This window comes from Methanobrevibacter curvatus, from assembly GCF_001639295.1.
GTDB lineage: Archaea > Methanobacteriota > Methanobacteria > Methanobacteriales > Methanobacteriaceae > Methanoflexus > Methanoflexus curvatus.
Genome location: NZ_LWMV01000173.1, coordinates 1 through 20,241 on the forward strand (window position 1 = coordinate 1; position 20,241 = coordinate 20,241).

At 27.8% G+C, this 20,241-nt stretch carries 8 protein-coding genes and 1 pseudogene; 6 read left to right on the forward strand and 3 right to left on the reverse strand.

Translation table 11 applies throughout. The features are described 5' to 3' along the window. From MBCUR_RS10590 to MBCUR_RS05795, 3 genes and pseudogenes are all read left to right on the forward strand, one after another. A pseudogene (locus MBCUR_RS10590) lies at positions 1-317 on the forward strand (hypothetical protein); the annotation flags it as partial. A gap of 74 nt (positions 318-391) precedes the next feature. Further along, positions 392-523 carry a hypothetical protein gene (locus MBCUR_RS10945; protein ID WP_281190551.1) on the forward strand — a complete coding sequence of 44 codons (132 nt, stop codon included), beginning with the start codon at positions 392-394 and terminating at the stop codon, positions 521-523. A gap of 82 nt (positions 524-605) precedes the next feature. Then, positions 606-2,159, forward strand: coding sequence for an ATP-binding protein (locus tag MBCUR_RS05795; protein ID WP_067091449.1), 1,554 nt, complete (start codon positions 606-608; stop codon positions 2,157-2,159). Between the two features lie 101 nt (positions 2,160-2,260). Here the strand turns inward: MBCUR_RS05795 and MBCUR_RS05800 are convergent, their stop codons facing one another. Both MBCUR_RS05800 and larB read right to left on the reverse strand, forming a co-directional pair. Next, positions 2,261-2,896 (reverse strand): GNAT family N-acetyltransferase, encoded by a 636-nt coding sequence (locus MBCUR_RS05800; RefSeq protein ID WP_067091452.1) that lies wholly within the window; start codon positions 2,894-2,896, stop codon positions 2,261-2,263. A gap of 2 nt (positions 2,897-2,898) precedes the next feature. Beyond that, complete coding sequence (larB, locus tag MBCUR_RS05805) at positions 2,899-3,801, reverse strand: nickel pincer cofactor biosynthesis protein LarB (protein WP_067091454.1); 903 nt, start codon at positions 3,799-3,801, stop codon at positions 2,899-2,901. A 562-nt stretch (positions 3,802-4,363) separates the two neighbouring features. On the opposite strand from larB, the gene hypF reads away from it, so the two are divergent. Together hypF and MBCUR_RS05815 are read left to right on the forward strand one after the other, a co-directional pair. Next, positions 4,364-6,697, forward strand: coding sequence for a carbamoyltransferase HypF (gene hypF / locus MBCUR_RS05810; protein ID WP_067091457.1), 2,334 nt, complete (start codon positions 4,364-4,366; stop codon positions 6,695-6,697). Positions 6,698-7,222: 525 nt separating this feature from the next. Beyond that, the gene (locus MBCUR_RS05815) at positions 7,223-8,782 is read left to right on the forward strand and encodes an ATP-binding protein (protein ID WP_067091461.1); all 1,560 of its coding nucleotides are present in this window, start codon (positions 7,223-7,225) and stop codon (positions 8,780-8,782) included. Positions 8,783-8,817: 35 nt separating this feature from the next. On the opposite strand, the gene MBCUR_RS05820 is transcribed toward MBCUR_RS05815, so the two are convergent. After that, positions 8,818-9,081, reverse strand: coding sequence for a hypothetical protein (locus tag MBCUR_RS05820; RefSeq protein WP_169805803.1), 264 nt, complete (start codon positions 9,079-9,081; stop codon positions 8,818-8,820). Between the two features lie 854 nt (positions 9,082-9,935). Here MBCUR_RS05820 and MBCUR_RS05825 point away from each other — a divergent pair. Continuing rightward, the coding region (locus MBCUR_RS05825) for a DUF11 domain-containing protein (RefSeq protein WP_084269550.1) at positions 9,936-20,241 on the forward strand (10,306 nt) is incomplete at its 3' end.

The following is a 20,241-nucleotide window of genomic DNA, read 5'->3' on the forward strand; positions in this document are numbered from 1 at the left end:
TCATTAACCAAAAGAAAATAGCCATAACAACAGATTTAAAAACAGAATATAAACCTATAGTAGAAAAATTAGGATTTAAACACCAATGGTGCCTATTCCACACAAGAAAATCATTTAAAAATGCATTTAAAGAATACAAAAAGAAAAACAAAGTATCACCTTACGAAAAAAACCTTGTAAACTACTACATTGAGAAATTCATGTTAATGTTTAACCAACCATCCTACGATGAAGCAACAAAATCTTTAAACTGGTTTATAAAAGAATTTGACAACCTTCCAAACTTTATCCAAATTCAATTACAAAAAAAAAAGTAATTCCCTATTTTAAAACTTTCACACTCCATTTAACAGACGATAATGTACCAAAAACAAGCAATCTCTGCGAAACCATGTTTGGAAAAACAAATCCTAAACACAATAAACGCAGAACTAAAATTATTAAAGGGATTGATGCCCGTTGCAGGTTGAGAGAAAGAAAATGGAATGAAAGAAGATTGAAAAAAAATCAGCGAAGTTCTTGACAATGCCGCTACTTTAAATCCCAAAAAATATATAAAGAATCAAAAACAAAATTAATAAATAATATAAATAAGAGGTAAAACTATGCAAGAATTACCTATTGGAACACAATCATTTTCAGTTTTAAGAGAAAATAATTACCTGTATGTGGATAAAACAAAAGATATTCTTAAATTAACTAAAAATAGTAGAATTAATTTTCTCTCACGGCCAAGACGATTTGGAAAATCATTACTAGTCAGCACACTAAAAGAACTATTTGAAGGAAACAAAAAGCTATTTAAAGGACTATATATTTATGATAACTGGGATTGGGAAGATAAATACCCAGTAATTCATATAGATTTAGCTGGAGGTAATTACGACAGTGCTAATGAATTAAAAGATAATTTAGACGATATAATTCATACAATAGCTAGAAAGCTTCAAGTAGAAATATATAGTAAAACATTAAAGGGAAAATTCACAGATTTAATAAGTGAAATTTCTAAAAAAACAAAGAAAAAAGTGGTTGTTTTAATTGATGAATATGACAAACCAATTATTTCAAATCTCCAAAACAAAAACCTAGAAAAAATTCAATCAAAATTAGGAAGTTTCTATGAAGTTTTAAAAGCAAATGATCAATATATTAAATTTATATTTTTAACTGGAGTATCTAAGTTTGCTCAAGTGTATGTGTTTTCAAAATTAAATAGTGTAGATGATTTAACACTTATTGATGAGTTTAATTCTATCTGTGGATACACTCAAAAAGAATTGGAGACTAATTTCCCAGAACACATAAAAAAGCTATCCAATAAATTTAATACTTCTGATAAAGGGATTATTGAAAAAATTAAAACATTTTATAATGGTTATAGTTGGAATGGTAGAGAAAAAGTCTATAATCCATTTTCTACTTTATTATGCTTTAAACATGGTGAATTTTCTAAAAATTGGTTTAACACAGGAACACCAAATCTATTGGTTGATTATCCATTAAACAAATATAACCTTAAATCCCTTGCAGAACCAAATATAGTTACAGATAGTGAACTTAAAAATCCAACTGCTTCTAACATAAGAGATGAAATACTACTATTTCAAACAGGATATCTTACAGTAGATAAAATTGAAACAAAAGAAGATGAAAAATTTTATTATTTAAAACTCCCAAATTATGAAGTAAAATCAGCTCTATTTGAAAATCTAATTAGCCAATATTCTAAAATACATTTACATGACATTTTAGATTATGCAAACAAACTCTTAAAATACACAATTGAAACTAACTGCACAAAAATAAAAGAAACGTTAGGAGACTACTTATCCCCAATACCCAATGATTTAAGAGGTCAAGATGAAAGATATTACCATACACTAGTATTCATGTTGCTATATACTGCAAAAATACATGTACATAGCGAAGTTCACAGTTATAAAGGAAATGCAGACCTAATAATAGAAGAAGATGATCATGTGATAATAATTGAATTTAAACAAAGCAGTAAAAGCTCAATTAACTACATGATAAATGAAGCACTAGAACAAATAGAAAAACAAGAATACTCAAGACAATACAAAAACAAAAAAATCATAAAAGGAGCCATTGCATTTAAAAATAGTGAAATAGGATGTAAATTAATCAAAGAATAATTTTTCTTATCTTTAATGAATGTTTGTTGGCAAGAAATTTTCCAAAAAATTATTTTGCTAATGTTTTTTCTAGCTTTTATGAAAGCACTAAAAACATTAGTTTATTCGACTATGTATTCCATGTTGTACATTCCTCTTTTTTTATTAAAAATCTTATCCATCTTCTTATTGAAAACTTTAAATCCTGATTTTTCATAGATTTTTTTTGCTTTTTCTTTTCTAACATCAACATCAAGAATTACTTTTGAAAATCCATCATTTTTAGCTATTTCTTTAGTTTTAGACAATAAAAATTTTCCATATCCTTTATTTTGCTCTTTTTTATCCACTGCAAGTTCTGCTAAGTATAAATCTCCTAAGCCAAAATCAGATAAAACTAATTTATCCATTAAACTAATGTGAATAAATTTTAAAGCCTCAACAATACTTAAATGTTTTATATAAAAGATAAATTCACTTAAAATACTTTCTTTTTTTCCATTAACAATAAGAATAAGTCCTATAATTTTTCCTTCTATATTTTTTAAAACAAAATATTCCTCATTCATCGATTTATTTAGGTTTATAATAGTATTTGATACTATAAATCTTTTTTCAATGGCTGAAATAGCTTTATTTTCTGTCTTAAAAATGTTTATAAATGTTTCTTCATCTACAGTATAAATAAGTTTAGCTATTTCTTTTGTACTATCTTCTTCTGATATATATTTTCTAAAAATTAATTCTTCCTTTGTCATTTTTATTTTTCCAAGTTGTTGACTATTGTTAAAGCAAAAACAGCTGCACCAAAGCCATTATCTATGTTTACAACAGCTATTCCTGGTGCACATGACTGTAACATAGAGTAAAGTGCAGAAACCCCTTTTCCTCCAATTCCATAACCAACAGAAGTTGGAACACCAATTACAGGAATATCTACAAGTCCTGCAACTACAGATGGCAATGCTCCTTCCATTCCAGCACATACAATAATAGCTTTAATGTTTTTTTTAATCATTTCAGCTATTTTTGGAAACAATCTATGAATTCCAGCTATTCCTACATCATATGAACAAATAGCTTCACATCCTCCTTCTTCCACTATAACTCGTGCTTCTTCACCAACAGGAATATCAGATGTTCCTGCTGTTATGATTCCAACTTTAAATTTCTCTTCTTCTATGGGTTTATTATTATTTTTTTCATATTTTCCATTTTTTTCATTTTTTTCATATTTTTTATATTTTTTATCATTATTCTCTTTAATTTTTTTGTTTTCCTTAATACATGATATTATTAATATTTTAGCCTTTTTATTGTATTTGAAATTGAAATTTTCTTTTAAATTTTCTTCTAAGTCATTAATAAATCTTTGATAAACATCATTTTCTAATTTTGTTACTAATAAATTTGTTAAATCCTTATTTTCACTTGTTTTTACCCATTTATCATAATTATCTAAGAAATCTAAGATTATTTTCTTTAAATCATCATATTCTTTTCCTTTTGCCAAAATAGCCTCTGGAAAACCTGTTCTATTTTTTCTTGAAGTATCAATTTTAGCTATTGTATTTATTTCATTTATATTATTACTTTTTAATAGTTTTTCTGCTTCATTTATATTTATTTTCTCATTTTTTAAATCTTCAAGAATTTTTTTCATTTTATCCCATTGAAAAATTATTATATTTTTTTATTTAATTTTAATTCATTTCTTTTTTTTAAATAGTTTTAATTTTTTAAGTATTTTTAATTTTTTAAATAGTTTTAATTGTATTAATATTTTTTAAAATTGTTGTTTTAAATATTTTTTAAATCATTCTTTTAAATATTTTTTAAATTTTTAGTAAATTTTATTATCAATATAAAATAATATAAAATTATATAAAATTATATAAAATTATATATAAATCATGTAAAATTATATATTAATTAATAATTTTTATCATATAATAATTTTTAGAATAAATATTTATTTAATATAAATAATACTTAATATAAATAATATTTAATATAAATAATTTATTTTTTTAAGTGTAATTTTTTATTTAATTAATATTTTTTATTTAATTAATATTTATTATAGCTATTTATATTAAGTTTATTTCTACTTACTTTTTTAGTTGTTATTATTTTTATCTATTTTATATTTTAATTTTTTTTTAAATTAGCTTTAGACTTTAATTTTAAACTTTAATTCTAAATTTTAATTTTAAATTGGTACTATGGAAACTGCTAAAATTTTGGTTCAAGGAATAGTTCAGGGGGTTGGATTTCGTCCAAATGTTTATAGAATAGCTATTAAGCATGATATTAATGGCTATGTTCGTAATTTAGGAAATGTTGTAGAAATTATTGCTCAGTCGCATGATTACAATGATATTGAAAAATTTATTTCAGAGATTGAAGTTAAAAAACCTCCTGTTTCAATTATTAACTCTATTGAGTACTCATTTTTTGAGTCTAATGCAAGTTTTTCTGAATTTAAAATCCTTGAAAGCTCGAATTCATTTTCAGGAACATCTGTTATTCCTCCAGATATTGCTGTTTGTGAAAATTGTCTTAAAGAAATGAGAAACCCAAAGGATAGGCGTTTTAATCATCCATTTATTGCATGTACTGATTGTGGGCCTCGTTTTACTCTAATTGATTCTATTCCTTATGATAGAAATAGAACTTCAATGGATGAATTTCCTTTATGTAATGAATGTATGGAAGAATATACCAATCCCTTAGATAGGCGTTATCATGCTGAAGCAAGTTGTTGTAACACATGTGGACCTTCACTTCAACTATTAAATAAGGATGGGGTGGATATTTCATTTAAACACACAAATTTAATTAAAAAAGCAGGAGAACTTTTAAATGAATCTAATATTCTAGCCATTAAAGGTATTGGCGGAACACATCTTGTCTCTAAAGTCAGTGATGATGATACAGTATCTATTCTTAGAAAAAGATTGACAAGAGAAAATCAGGCATTTGCCTGCATGGTTAAAGATATTGAATCTGCCCTTGAATTTTGTGAAATTAATAGTTATGAAAACGAGGCTTTAATAGCAAAAGAAAGACCTATCGTTGTTTTAAAGAAAAATTCAAACTACAATTTATCCAAGGAAGTTTCTCCACTTCTCCATAACATTGGAGTCATTTTGCCTTACTCACCAATTCATCATCTTCTATTTGACTACATAAATGACCCTGCTTTAATAATGACTTCAGCTAACATTCCTGGTGAGCCTATGATGATTGATAATAAGGATATTGTTAATAATCTCTCTAAAATAGCTGATTATTTTTTATTACACAATCGTAAAATTATTAATCGATGTGATGATTCGGTTATTAGATTTGTTGATGATAAAGCTTCATTTATTAGAAGATCTCGAGGATATGCTCCTGCTCCTTATAATTTAAATGAATATGATAAGTTTAAAAGTATTTTACATAAAAATCATAATATTTTGGCTTTAGGTCCTGAATTAGATCTTACTTTTACAATTTTAAAAAATAAAATGGCCTATGTTTCTCAACACATTGGAAATACAAACAAGTTTAAAACTTATGAGTTTTTACAAGATGCAATTAAGCATTTAATGAAAATTACCTCAACAAATAGCTTTGATTTAGTTGCATGTGATTTACATCCTCAATTTTTCTCAACCCAATTGGCAAAGGAGATATCTAATAAATTTCAAGCTGATTTAATTCCAGTTCAACATCATCATGCTCATGGAGCTGTTTTAGCAGTAGATAATAACATTGATGAGTTGATAGTAATTGCAGCTGATGGCGTGGGTTATGGCGATGATGGAACAGCTTGGGGAGGTGAAATTTTATACTCTGACATTGAATCATATGAGAGAATGGCTTCACTTCTTCCACAAAAGCTCCCAGGAGGAGATTTATCTACAAAATATCCTGTAAGAGTAATGACTTCTTTATTGTATTCTAAATTTGAAAAAAATGAATTAAAAGACATTTTAAATAAACATTATATTGATTACTTTAAACATGGAGCTATGGAAATAGATTTAGTTTTTAAGCAAATGGAATCTAATTTAAACACAGCCATTACAACAAGTGCTGGTAGAGTATTAGATTCTATTTCTGTAGCTTTAGGTGTTTGTCATGAAAGAACTTATGAAGGTGAAGCTTCTATGAAGTTAGAATCTTTTGCTTATAGGTCTAATAATGATAAATTAAAAATAGCACCTGAATTTATTGAAATTGATGGACTTTTAAGATTGGATACTTCACAGATTTTATATGATACATTAGATTTAGTTAAAAGAGGAGAAAATAAAAAAGACATTGCTAAAGCTGCTCAAGACTCTGTAGCTATTGGTTTGGCTAAAATGGCCTTAATAGCTGCCAATAAAAAAGATGTTAATGTAGTTGGTGCTACTGGTGGTGTTTTTTATAACGAAGCCATTTCAAAAAAAGTTAAAGAGACTGTTGAGAGAGATGGCTTTAAATTTGTTTCCCATAGAAATTCATGTGCTGGTGATGGTTCAGTATCTTTAGGTCAAGCTATTGTTGCTTCATTTAAGTTGTAGCCATTTGAATTTGATTTTAATTTATTATTTTAATTTATTATTTTAATTCATTATTTTAATTCATTATTTTTATCTTTTATTTTTTTATTTATTTTATTAATTATTCTAATAAATTTATAGATATTATCCTTTAACTGATTTTCAAATTTGGATTATAAAAACAATATTTAAAATCAAAATAAAATAATGTTTGTATAAATATTGTATACAATAAAAAATTTAAGAATAAATTAAATTTTTAATTTTTATACTTATAATTTAACCTATCATTTAATTATAAATAATTGTTGCTAGTCAATTTGCATCAATGCTGTCAACTTAAGAAAAATTTTTTCAAAATTTCATTAGTTTTATTAAAAAATTGAAATTGTTTATAAATGGACCTTTCAATTTGTAATACTTATCCTCAAATTTATATTAATAATTTCTTAACTTGACAGAATTGCTAATTTTAGGAAAAGTATTTATATTTTTATTAACAATATATTATATAATGTATTTTGACTAAATTAAAGGATTAATAGTATGCAAAAATTACCTGTAGGTATACAAACATTTTCCAAAATCCGTGAAAAAAATTATTTATATGTGGACAAAACAGAAGATATATTTAATTTAATAGAAAACGGAGAAATTTACTTTCTCTCACGCCCAAGACGATTTGGAAAGTCATTGCTAGTTAGTACATTAGAAACACTATTTTCAGCAAAAAAAGAATTATTTAAAGACTTATACATCTATGATAAATGGGATTGGGATAAAAAATACCCTGTGATTAAAATAGACTTTGGATCCATGGCCTATAAAAATTCAGAACAATTAGAAGATTCTTTATTCGATTTTTTAAATAAAACTTCAAAAAAATTCAAAATAGAACTAATAAGCAAAACTTTACCTCAAAGATTCGGAGAATTAATTGAAAATATTAATGAAAAATTCAAGCAAAAAGTTGTGATTTTAATTGATGAATATGATAAACCTATTATAGATCATATAACAAATTTTAAAATAGCTGAAGATAATAGAAAAACTTTAAATAATTTTTTTCAATCTTTAAAAGCTAATGATGAATTTTTAGAGTTTATTTTTATCACTGGAATTTCTAAGTTTTCATCTACATCTATTTTTTCAGGACTAAATAACCCTAAAGATATTACATTAAGTAAAAATTATGCTAAAATTTGTGGTTACACCCACAGAGAACTTGAAGACTATTTTAAAGAACATATTGAAAATTTAGCTAATGAAGAGCCCCTTAACTATGAAGAAACAATAGCTAAAATCGAGTATTGGTATAATGGTTACACTTGGGACGGTAAAAATAAGGTTTACAATCCTTTCTCAACATTACTGCTATTTGATGAGTGCGAATTTTCAAATTACTGGTTTAACAGTGGAACACCAACATTTCTAATAGAAACACTTAAAAAAGAAAACAACCTACAACCAATAATAGAACCTATATTTGCAACAAAAAATGATTTAGACACATTTAAAATAGAAAATATACACCCCACAACATTACTATTTCAAACAGGATACCTAACAATAAAAGAAAAAAACAAAAAACATGGATCTATTGAATACATATTAGATATTCCAAATTACGAAGTTAGGGAGTCTCTAATCAATGAACTTATTATGACCTATACAAATTTAAGTGACAGCCATTTAAAAGAACTAAAAAACAAAACATACACAAGCATTTTAAATAAAGACTCAAAAGGATTCATAGAAGTCCTAGAAAGCATATATCATAGACTATCCTATCCATTAAAAGGAGATGACGAAAAATACTACCATGGAAGCTTCTTAGTAGCCCTATATTTACTAGGAATTGACTCACAAGGAGAAGTGACAACCTATTCAGGAAGAGCAGACACAATCTTTAAACTAAAAGACAAAACAATAATCACAGAAATCAAATACTCATCAACAAAATCCACAAAAACAATAATAAAAGAAGCATTCAAACAAATAAAAGAAAAAAAATACTACACAAGATACAAAGACGAAAATCCAATCTATTTAGCACTAGCTTTCTCAAAAAACGATATAGACTGTGAATTTAGGGAAAAATTATGATAAAAAATACTTAATAATTTATTTAAGAAATCAGTTCAAGCATCTGAATCAGTTCTTTTAAAAATTTTCCAATCTAAAAATGATCTTCGCTCAGACAATGCTTGTTTACTTATAGGTGTTTCATCATCTCCAAATTTTTCATTAAAACAATCTTCAATCTCTAAAACTGTTGTTTTGCCTTTATTTCCAAGAATAGAGCAAATAACATCTTCAAAAGACATTTTACAATTACGAGTAAATTTATTTTTTTCTAAAACAAAAGTTTCTCTTTCATAACTTATTAAATTTTTCAATATCATTAAATATAATTTTAACATCTTTAAACCTCACACATCCAACTAAATTTGAATAGTTTAGGAAAAAATTAAATAAAACTATTTAAAAAATATAAATATAAATTAAAATTTATTAACACCATATTTAATAAATATATAACACATTATATGTAAATTTAAGTATTATAATATACTTCAATTAATAAAAAAGTATAATCATATAATAAAAATTAATATAAGACGATTTTAATTAAAAAAATAATAAAAAAAAGAATATTATAGCAAAAATAGAAAAATAAAGGAAAAATAGAAAATATTTCTTTAATTGACAGAATTGATTTTTTTTAATTTTTTCAATATGAAACAAAATATGTTTAAAGTTTTTATAAAGACTAAGCTTCAGTAATTTAAGATGTAAATAGATAACAATCATAAAAAAGAATAAAACATCCTTATTATCCTATTATATTAGTAATTAATTACTATAAAATTCATATTATATAAATTTAAATTTAAATAAAATATATAATTAATAAATATAGATAACTATTAATTATTAAGACAAACAACATTTTAAAAAAACTAATTTTAAAAAAATAAGAGAAAATAGACTAATAAGAAAAATAAAACCAATTTAGATAAGTATTTTAATTTGTTCGTCTTGTGGCTATATAACAAAATTTATATATGTTAAAAATTCATAAATGTTAATTATTGATTATTTAATTGTAATATAATTTTTAGATATTAATTAAAATAATATAAGTGTAACTTTATTATACTAAATTTATTGGTAACATTTTTTCAAAATCACTACATTTTCAAACAGTGTTTAAATAAAAAACAGAAGAGTATAATAAAGAACAGGAGTGATATATATGTTGAACAGTAAAAATGTGTTGAATAATAAAAAAATTCACTTTATTGGATTATTAATTATATTGGTTGTTTTTTTTAGCTTTTGCATTTCAATAGCTTCGGCAGCTAGTGATGTTTATGTTGATCCTGTAAATGGAAACGATGGTAATAGTGGTATTGCATCAAACCCATACAAAACAATTCAAACAGCACATTCTCATGTAGATGATGGAGGAACAATTCATTTATTCCCTGGAAATTATAATTCTACATCTAATGTTGGTTTAACTATTTCTAAAAATTTAAACATTACAGCATACAATCTTAGCAACCTACCTATTCTTAATGGTAACTACAACACAGTGTCAGGTTGGACAATTAATTCAAACACAAAAGTTAATTTACTTAACTTAATATTTGAAAATGGTTACTCTAACAGCAATGGGGGAGCTGTTGTTAGTAATGGGAATTTAACAATAATTAACACAACATTTAAAAACAATGTGGCAAATATGAATGGTGGGGGATTATACACTCCAGCTGGTTCTTTAACAATTGAAAACTCTACATTTATTAATAACTCTGCTAAGAATCCTAATGGTGGCTATGGTAATGGTGGTGGAGGCATTTTTAATGATGTAAGTAATGCCAATATTATTAATTCTACTTTTGATTTTAATATTGCTATTAGTAATGGTGGAGGTATCTACAATCGTGGATCACATCTACTTATTCTAAACACTAAGTTTGATAGTAATTATATTAGTAATCCAAGTTGGGGTGCTGGTGGTGGAGCCATTATGAATGATGGATATCGTACTGGTGATGGAGAGTTTTTAACTATTGTGGACTCATACTTCTATAACAACTCAGCTGCATACTATGGTGGTGCAGTATATAACTATGGATCTAATAGTCTATATGTAAAAAATTCTTCTTTCATAAACAATAATGCACTAGATCCTTCTAACTCTAATGGTGGTGCTATAAGAGATAATGGTGGTAACTTTACTGTTGTTAATTCAACTTTTTACAACAATAGTGCTGCTCATGGTGGTGCAATTCATACTACAGGTGAGACATATATAAATGGCACTGACTTTGAAAATAATACTGCACATTCCACTGATGGAACTGGTGGAGGTGCATTATATATTGGTGGATATGGAAATGTTGTAATTAATTATAATAGGTTTTATCATAACAATGGTACTATTGATACATCTAATGCATATCAAATTTTTTCAGAAAGTACATCTATAAACATTAATCTTAATTGGTGGGGTAATGGAACTACTGCTAGTAACTATGCAGTTGTAGCTTCTTGGGGTTCAACATTTGTTCCTAGCAACTATGTAATGGTTAATGTGGTTCCAGTTAGCACAGATGGTGTAGTTTACAGAATATATTTAAGCAATTCTTCTGCAATTTTTGATTACACTAAGTTACCTTTATTTTTCTTAAAATTAAACAACACAGCTGTCAATCCTGCTAATGATACATTTGATGCAAGAGAAAATGGTAAAGTTATTACAATATCTGGTGATACTTTATTTAAGGTTGATGATTGGGGTAATGATTTTGCTCCTCCTTTACAGGTTCATGATGTTTATGTAAACTCAACTGGTGGTAGTGATACTGGTTCAGCTGCAGGTCATAGTTGGGATAATCCACTTAAAACAATAGCTAGGGCATTAGACTTAGTTGAAGATGGTGGAGTAATACATCTTGCAGGTGGAGGAAATGTTTACCATGTTACAGGAAGCTTTGTTCCATTATATATTAATAGAAGTGTGACAATTCAAGGATATACTGTAGCTGTAAACACCGCTAATTCTCCTTGGAATGGAAATGGGTCTGGATCTTTTTCTAGTGGTTTGGTTACTATAAATGCTCAAGGAAATTCAAGTATATTTTATATTTATCCAAATGTCAATGTTACAATGAACAATATTACATTTATTAACTCTAATAATTCTACTTATGGTGCAATTTATCTTAATGATTCAAATTTAACAATAGCTAATTCTAATTTTTTTAATAACACTGGATTTAATGGTGGAGCAATATACACTACACTAAACAGTAATCTTTTTTTACTAAATGACAATTTTTCTAATAATTCTGTATCTGGCAGTGGTGGAGCCATTTATGCCAATGGATTTGTAAATATTACTAATTCTATTTTTAGAAATGATTCTGCAGTTAGTGGTGGAGCAATTTTCTTAAATAGTCATAGCTCAACTTCAATTAAAAATACTGACTTTAATAACAACAATGCATCTATTAGTGGTGGAGCAATTTTATCTAACTCTACAGATCTTTATCTTGAAAATATAAATTTCAACAACAATTCATTTAATAGTCCTAACATATATGGAGGAGCAATAGCTGTTTTTAATGTGACTAATTTAACAGTTGTAAACTCTAAATTTAACAACAACACAGCATTTAAAGGAGGAGCTATTTATGTTGATAATTCTTCAATCTTTGTAATGAATATTAACAATCCTGTTTTATTTGTTAATAACACTGGAGCCTATGGTTCTGCAATTTATCTTAATAATTCAAATGGTCAAATCCAATCATCTAATTTTTCATCAAATAATGCTACAGTATCTGGTGCAATTTATTTAAATTTATCAAGTTTGAATCTAAATTCATCAAACTTTAACTCAAATAATGCTGGTGGTAGTGGAGTAGGTGATGGTGGAGCCGTATATTCAATTAATTCAAATATCACAGCTTTTAGTAACAATTACATAAACAATTCTGCAAGTTCAGGAGCTTCAATTTATTTAAATGAATCAATTTACATTGGTGCTTTTGATAACTTTAAAAATAATACAGGAGATTTATCTGGTGGAGCTATTTATGCAATTGATTATTCTAACCTAACAATTTCAAATTCTAGCTTTGATAACAATTCTGTTAGTGGATTAAGTGGAGATAGTTATGGTGGAGCAATATATGCTTCATCATATTCAACAGTTAATATTTTATATACTTCATTTAATAGAAATTATGCTAACTCTTCATCTAGTGCTTTTGGAGGGGCTATTTATTTTAATATTTCAAGCATTACATTGAATCACACAAATTTAACTAACAGCCAAGCTAAAAATTCTGGTGGAGCTATTTATGGTAATGGTGGAGACCTCGGAGCAAACATGACTCTATTTGAAATGGTCTTTATGAATAATTTAGCAGGAGATAATGGTGGAGCTATTTCAGCAAATAATAATCTAAGCATAAATCTTTATAGTACCTTATTTAGAAATAACACTGCTAACAACAATGGTGGTGCAATATCATTAAATCAATCCAATGGATATATAGTGCGTTCAACTTTTTTAAATAACACTGTTAACAACAATGGTGGTGCAATTTCACTTGTACTTAACTCTACTTTGAATTTAAATGGATCTAATTTTGTTAATAACACAGGACTTTTAGGTGGAGCAGTTTATATAGATGGTGATAATAATCATGCTACCATTAACTACAACCGTTTTTACCATAATAATGGAACTACAACTACCTCAGCCCAGTATCAAATATATTATCTTAACTCAAGTTCTACAGTTTTAAATGCAAATCTTAATTGGTGGGGAAATGCAACTAATAATGGAAATTATGCTGTTATTGGAGTTAACAACTCTGTGGGGCATGTTTATCCAGATAACTTTGTTAAAGTAGATGTAGTTAATCTTACTACTAATACTGGAGAACATTTATATATAATTTTCTTAAATGATTCATCAATTGATTTTGATCCATCTCTTTTGGATCTTTTCTATGCAACTTTTAATCAATCACTTGAAGGTATAACTCCTGGTATTGATCCTTCTTTTGAGACATCAATTTCTCTTGATGCAAGAATAACTAATAGAACCCTCTATACTACTAATGCAACAAAAATTTGGGTAGATGATTGGACAAAAATTTTATCTGGAGTATTTACTCCTTTAGACTATGTTTATGTTAATGCAGATTATGGAGACGATAGCAACACTGGTACTACTTGGTCTAATGCACTTAAAACAATAGCTACAGCTCTTTCAAAAGTTAAAACTGGAGGAACAATACATGTTGCTGGTGCTTCATATAACTACAATACAAGTGGAGCAAATGTAAATATTTTAATTAGCCAAAACCTAACAATTTTAGGTCACACTGAAGGTGTTGATACAACTACTAATGATAGTTATAATGGTGCTATAAATGCTGATGGTAATGGAAGTTTTGCTGCAGGACCAGTTTTTATTGATGGTAAAAACACTGACCAAATTTTTTCAATTATAAATGCCAATGTATCTTTAGTTAATTTAACTTTTGTTAATGGTTTTAACAGAAATAATGGTCAATATGGTTATGGTGGTGCATTAAATACAAGAAACTCAACAGTCAATATTACAAACTGTGCATTTGAAAATAACACAGTCAATGGTAATGATCCTAAGGGAGGAGCAGTTTATATAAGTCCAAATTCAAGTGTAAATTTCTTAGGAAATATAACTTTTATTAACAACACTGCTCATTTTGGCGGGGCTATTTATTATGAAGGTTCAAAAAATTTAATTCTTGCAAATGCTACATTTATGAACAACACTGCTACTAGAGGAGGAAGTGGTGGAGGAATTTACAATACAAAAGCCAATTTAACTTTATTAAATTGTAGTTTTTCATACAATACAGCTTCAGGAATTGATCCAGGTGATGGTGGAGGAGCTATTTGGAATAATCAAAATAATACAAATATTACTGACTGTAAATTTATAAATAACTCTGTAAATAATTCTGGAGGGGCAATTTACAATGGTAATCCTTCTACAAATACTGTGGGACTTAAAATAACAAATTCATTATTTATAAATAACTCTGCTTCAAATGGTGGGGCAGTTTATGATGATGGAGGAAGGAATTTATCAATTATTAACTCTAATTTCACTTCAAATTCAGCAAATAATAGCCTTAACTCAAGAGGTGGAGCCATTCTTATGAATAATGGGCAATTTTCAAATATTACTGATTGTAACTTTGATAATAACTCTGCTAGAAGTGCTGGAGGAGCAATTTTTACAACTGGAGCAAATATAACATTTTTAAGACTGAATTTTAATAATAACTCAGGAAATGTTGGTGGTGGGATTTTTAATGGAGCTAATCAAAATATACATGTTTTAGATTCAGTGTTTATAAATAACTCTGCAAAAGATTCTAATGGTGGTGGAATTTATAACAATGGTGGAAATGATTTTATTGTAAGAAATTCTAACTTTAGTGATAACCGTGCAGTAACTGCTGGTGGTGGAATTTATAACAATGGTGGAAACAATTTTGCAGTAAGAAACTCTAACTTTGCTAATAACAGTGCAGTAACTGCTGGTGGTGGAATTTATAACAATGGAACCAGTACAACTGGATATGGTCTTATAATTTATTTAAATAATTTTAACAATAACCATGCTCAGTATGGTGGTGCAATAGCAAATAGGGCTGATAATGCTACAATCACCAACTCTAGCTTTACTTACAACAATGCTAGTTATGGAGGAGGAGTATATAACTATCGTGTCAATGGTTTAAATATAAGCAATTCTACATTTTTATCTAACTTTGTAACTGTTGATGGTGGTGCAATATACATTAGCTTATTATCAGCAGGGTTAAATTCACCACAGGCAAAAGGTTTAATAATTCAATATTCTTTATTTGATAACAACACAGCACCTTTATATGGTGGAGCAATATTTACAAATATTAATCTAAATATATCTTTATCAAATTTTTCAAATAACAATGGATCTGAATTTGGTGGAGCAATTTATAATAATGCTTCATTATTTGCTAATTTAAGTATTTTTGATAACAATAATGCTTTAAGTGGTGGAGCCATCTATAGTGATATTCAATCTAGTACATTGGTAGTTGATTCTAATTTTACAAATAACAATGCCACTGGCTGTAATGCAATTGGAATTAACAATGGAACTGGTGGAGGAGCTATTTTTACTTACTTCTACTCAAATCTTACAATATCTACTTCTAATTTTATTAAGAATACTGGAGACTATGGTGGAGCTATTTGGGCTTCTATTGGGGCTAATGTAAGTATTTTAAATTCTAACTTAAATAATAACTCTGCTCTTTCCTTTGGTGGAGCTTTAAGGGGAAGAGATTTCACATTATTTACAAACAATACCAATTTTTCATATAACACTGCTCAAATAGGGGGAGCAATTTTCTCAACTACTTCTGGGTCATCTTCAAATCTCTACATTAATTGGACAAACTTTATAAATAATTCAGTAAGTCAAGATGGTGGAGCTATTTATGTAAATTCAAGTTCAAATCTCCAAGGATTTTCATCTAACTATGTAAATAATACTGCTGATAATAAGGGTGGTGCCGTATTCTTCAATGGAGGTTTTAATTTCCTAAATCTTAATAGATTCTATCATAACAATATATCCCTAGATAATCAGCCACAGGTTTATGTTAACCTTGGTTATCTTAATGTAAATATGAATTGGTGGGGTCATAATATTACAGAACTAAACTATGCTGTTATTGGTTATGATAACTCATCTCCAAGTCAAATTTCCTTTGATAATCATATAGAAGTAAATGTTAACCCATTGATTAATGCTAATGGTAAATTTAACTATACAATAAGATTAAATGATTCTAATGAGAATAGTACAACTACAAACATTGTTGATTTTGATCCAACACTTCTTCCTTTATTCTACTTAAATACCACTCCTGAAGATGAAAATTCTGAAGACCATTTTGATGCAAGAGTAAATCAAACAGTTACCTTTGATAGTCCAGGATTTAAAACATTCCAAGTTGATGATTGGATTGTTACAGTCTCAGTTGATAGCCATCTGTATGTAAATTCTTCAAGAACTCAAGGTAACCACACTGGAAAAAACTGGGAGAATGCATTTATGAACCTTTCAGATGCCTTAAAGATAATAGTTGATTTAATTCTTGCCAATGTGACAATTCATATAGCAGGTAATGGAACAGGTGTAGGGGAAGGTGGAGCAGTTCCTTACAGTATTAATGGAATTAATACGGGTCTTACAATGAACAACACCTACGATAATTTAATAATTAGTGGTGAATATGGTAGCCCAATATTTGATGGTAAAAATCTCTACCAAATATGGAACATCTCTGCCAATAACATCACAATAGCTAATATCACATTTATAAATGGTATTGGAAGCAGTGGAGGAGCTATTTACAACACTGGCAACAACACTAAAATTAAAAACTCTAGTTTTGTTGCTAATACTGCAAACGATACTGCTAATGGTGGTGCTATTTTTAATCAAAATGGTATAAACTTCAATGTGGTTAATTCTAGTTTTATTAATAATACTGCTAATGGTGGTGGTGCTATTTTTAATCAAAATGGTACTAACTTCAGTGTGAGTGGTTCTAGTTTTATTAATAATAATGCTACTAGTGGTGGTGCTATTTTTAATCAAGATGGTACTAACTTCAGTGTGAATGGTTCTACTTTTATTAATAATACTGCTAGTGATGCTGGTGGTGCTATTGTTAGTAGTGGTATATCTTTGATCCTTTACTCTAACTTTACTTCTAACAATGCTAATAATTTTGCTGGAGCTATATGGGTTGGGAATTATACAAATATTAGTTATTCTAATTTTTTACTTAACAATGCCACTATGGGTGGAGCTATTGAGGGAGAATATTCTATAGATATTAGTTATTCTAATTTTAACAATAATACTGCCATTCTTGGTGCAGCTGTTCATGGTGCAAAACCATTTAATGTGAGTTACTGTAACTTCACTTATAATGATGCTGAAATGGGTACTGTATCAACTGAAAATCTAAGTGGGTTGAATATAGATTATTCTAATTTTATAAATAACACTGCAGGTATTGCAGGAATAATTGATGATGCTAATTTAAATATTAATCATAACAACTTTACTAACAATAGTGTTGTCTTACAGTTTGGTGGTTTAGGTGCTTATGGACCACTTTATATGGCTCTTACAATAAATGGTTTAAATAGCTCTAATAACTTTAACAACAACACTTTAATTTTCCAGATTGCAGGTGATGGATTAAATATTACAATTTTAGATTCATTTAATCAAACAGGAAATAAAAATTTAATAGAATTTTCAGGCTTTGCTAATGCATCTGTTACTGGTTTAACTTTTCTTGAAAATTCAACTAATCATTATCTTAAAGATTCTATAGTTTCTGGTTATGAAACTGGTATTATTTTAGACAATACATCTTCTAATATTGTAATTAACAATACAAATATAACTTATAATAGTATAGGAGTCTATATAAATTCTATATTAGCAAACTACATTTACAGTTCTAATATTATAAACAACACTTATGGTATTAGAACAGCCACTGATGCCTCAAATATGGTTATTAACTACAATAGATTTGTAAATAATTCTTTATACTCTCTTGATGCTGTGGGTTCTACTAACTTTGATGCTAATTTGAATTGGTGGAGTCAGAATAATATAAGTGGTTTATACTCAGGAGTTACAATAAACAATTATTATGTAATGAAAAATTATTTAAATGGTGTTAATGGTAGTATTTACAATGTTACTCAAAATTATCCATTGTACACTAATGCTAATTTATCTTACAACTTCACTTTAAATGATTCAAATGTAAGTAATAATCCTTTACTTTTACCTTACTTTGTGGCTAATGTTACCTTTGGTCATTCTAATGGAACAGAAGAGCAAGGATACTATGGCGATGCAAGAGTTAGTAATGCTTCATTTAATACTACTTTAACTCATTTAAATTATACTGCATATATTAAATCTGGTGGAGACAATGAAGACCCTATCTATCGCATTAATGCTTACAGTGAATTTAATTTAACTGTAAATAAAACAGCAAATATTAATGGATTAAGCACAAACAATGGAACTGTTTTAAACAATCAAGTTTTCAACTACACTATAAATGTAACAAATAATGGCTCTGGAGATGCATATGATTTAAATATCACAGATTTGCTTGATTACAGCTATTTAGAATTGTTGGAAGTTATTGTTACAAGTGGAACATACAACAACCTTACTGGTGTTTGGGAGCTAAATCTTACAGCTGGTGAATCTGCCCTTTTAACTCTTGTAGTTAGAGCAAATAACTCAGGATTTGTCATTAACAATGCTAATGTAACAACTCTTGATAACAACACAGGTGATAATTTATCTCAAGCAAATATTACTATATTAGCTGCTGTTAATTTATCTGTTGTTAAGGTTGCTAATGTGACTGGTGTTTTGAATGGTCAGTTGGTTAGTTTCACTATTACTGTTACTAACCATGGTCCCGATAATGCAAGTAGTGTGAATATTACTGAAGTCTTTGGATCAGACTTACTTTATATTTCAGGCTCTAACACCACTAATACCGGTTATTATAATGAAACTAACCATGTTTGGTATGTGGGTAATATTTCTAATGGTACAACTGTGACTTTAAACATTGTATTCCGTGTTAGTGGTACAGGTAATATTAGTAACAATTTAACTGTTAATAGTAGTGAAAACAATACTGGTAATACTACAGTAAATGAGACTTTAAATTCAAGTAAAGCAATTAATTTGACTGTTGTTAAGGTTGCTAATGTGACTGGTGTTTTGAATGGTCAGTTGGTTAGTTTCACTATTACTGTTACTAACCATGGTCCCGATAATGCAAGTAGTGTGAATATTACTGAAGTCTTTGGACCAGACTTACTTTATATTTCAGGCTCTAACACCACTAATACCGGCTACTATAATGAAACTAACCATGTTTGGTATGTAGGCAACATTTCTAATGGTACAACTGTGACTTTAAACATTGTATTCCGTGTTAATGGTACAGGCAATATCAGTAATAACTTAACTGTTAATAGTAGTGAAAACAATACTGGTAATACTACAGTAAATGAGACTTTAAATTCAAGTAAAGCAATTAATTTGACTGTTGTTAAGGTTGCTAATGTGACTGGTGTTTTGAATGGTCAGTTGGTTAATTTCACTATTACTGTTACTAACCATGGTCCTGATAATGCAAGTAGTGTGAATATTACTGAAGTCTTTGGACCAGACTTAATTTACATTTCAGGCTCTAACACCACTAACACTGGCTACTATAATGAAACTAACCATGTTTGGTATGTGGGTAATATTTCTAATGGTACAACTGTGACTTTAAACATTGTATTCCGTGTTAGTGGTACAGGTAATATTAGTAACAATTTAACTGTTAATAGTAGTGAAAACAATACTGGTA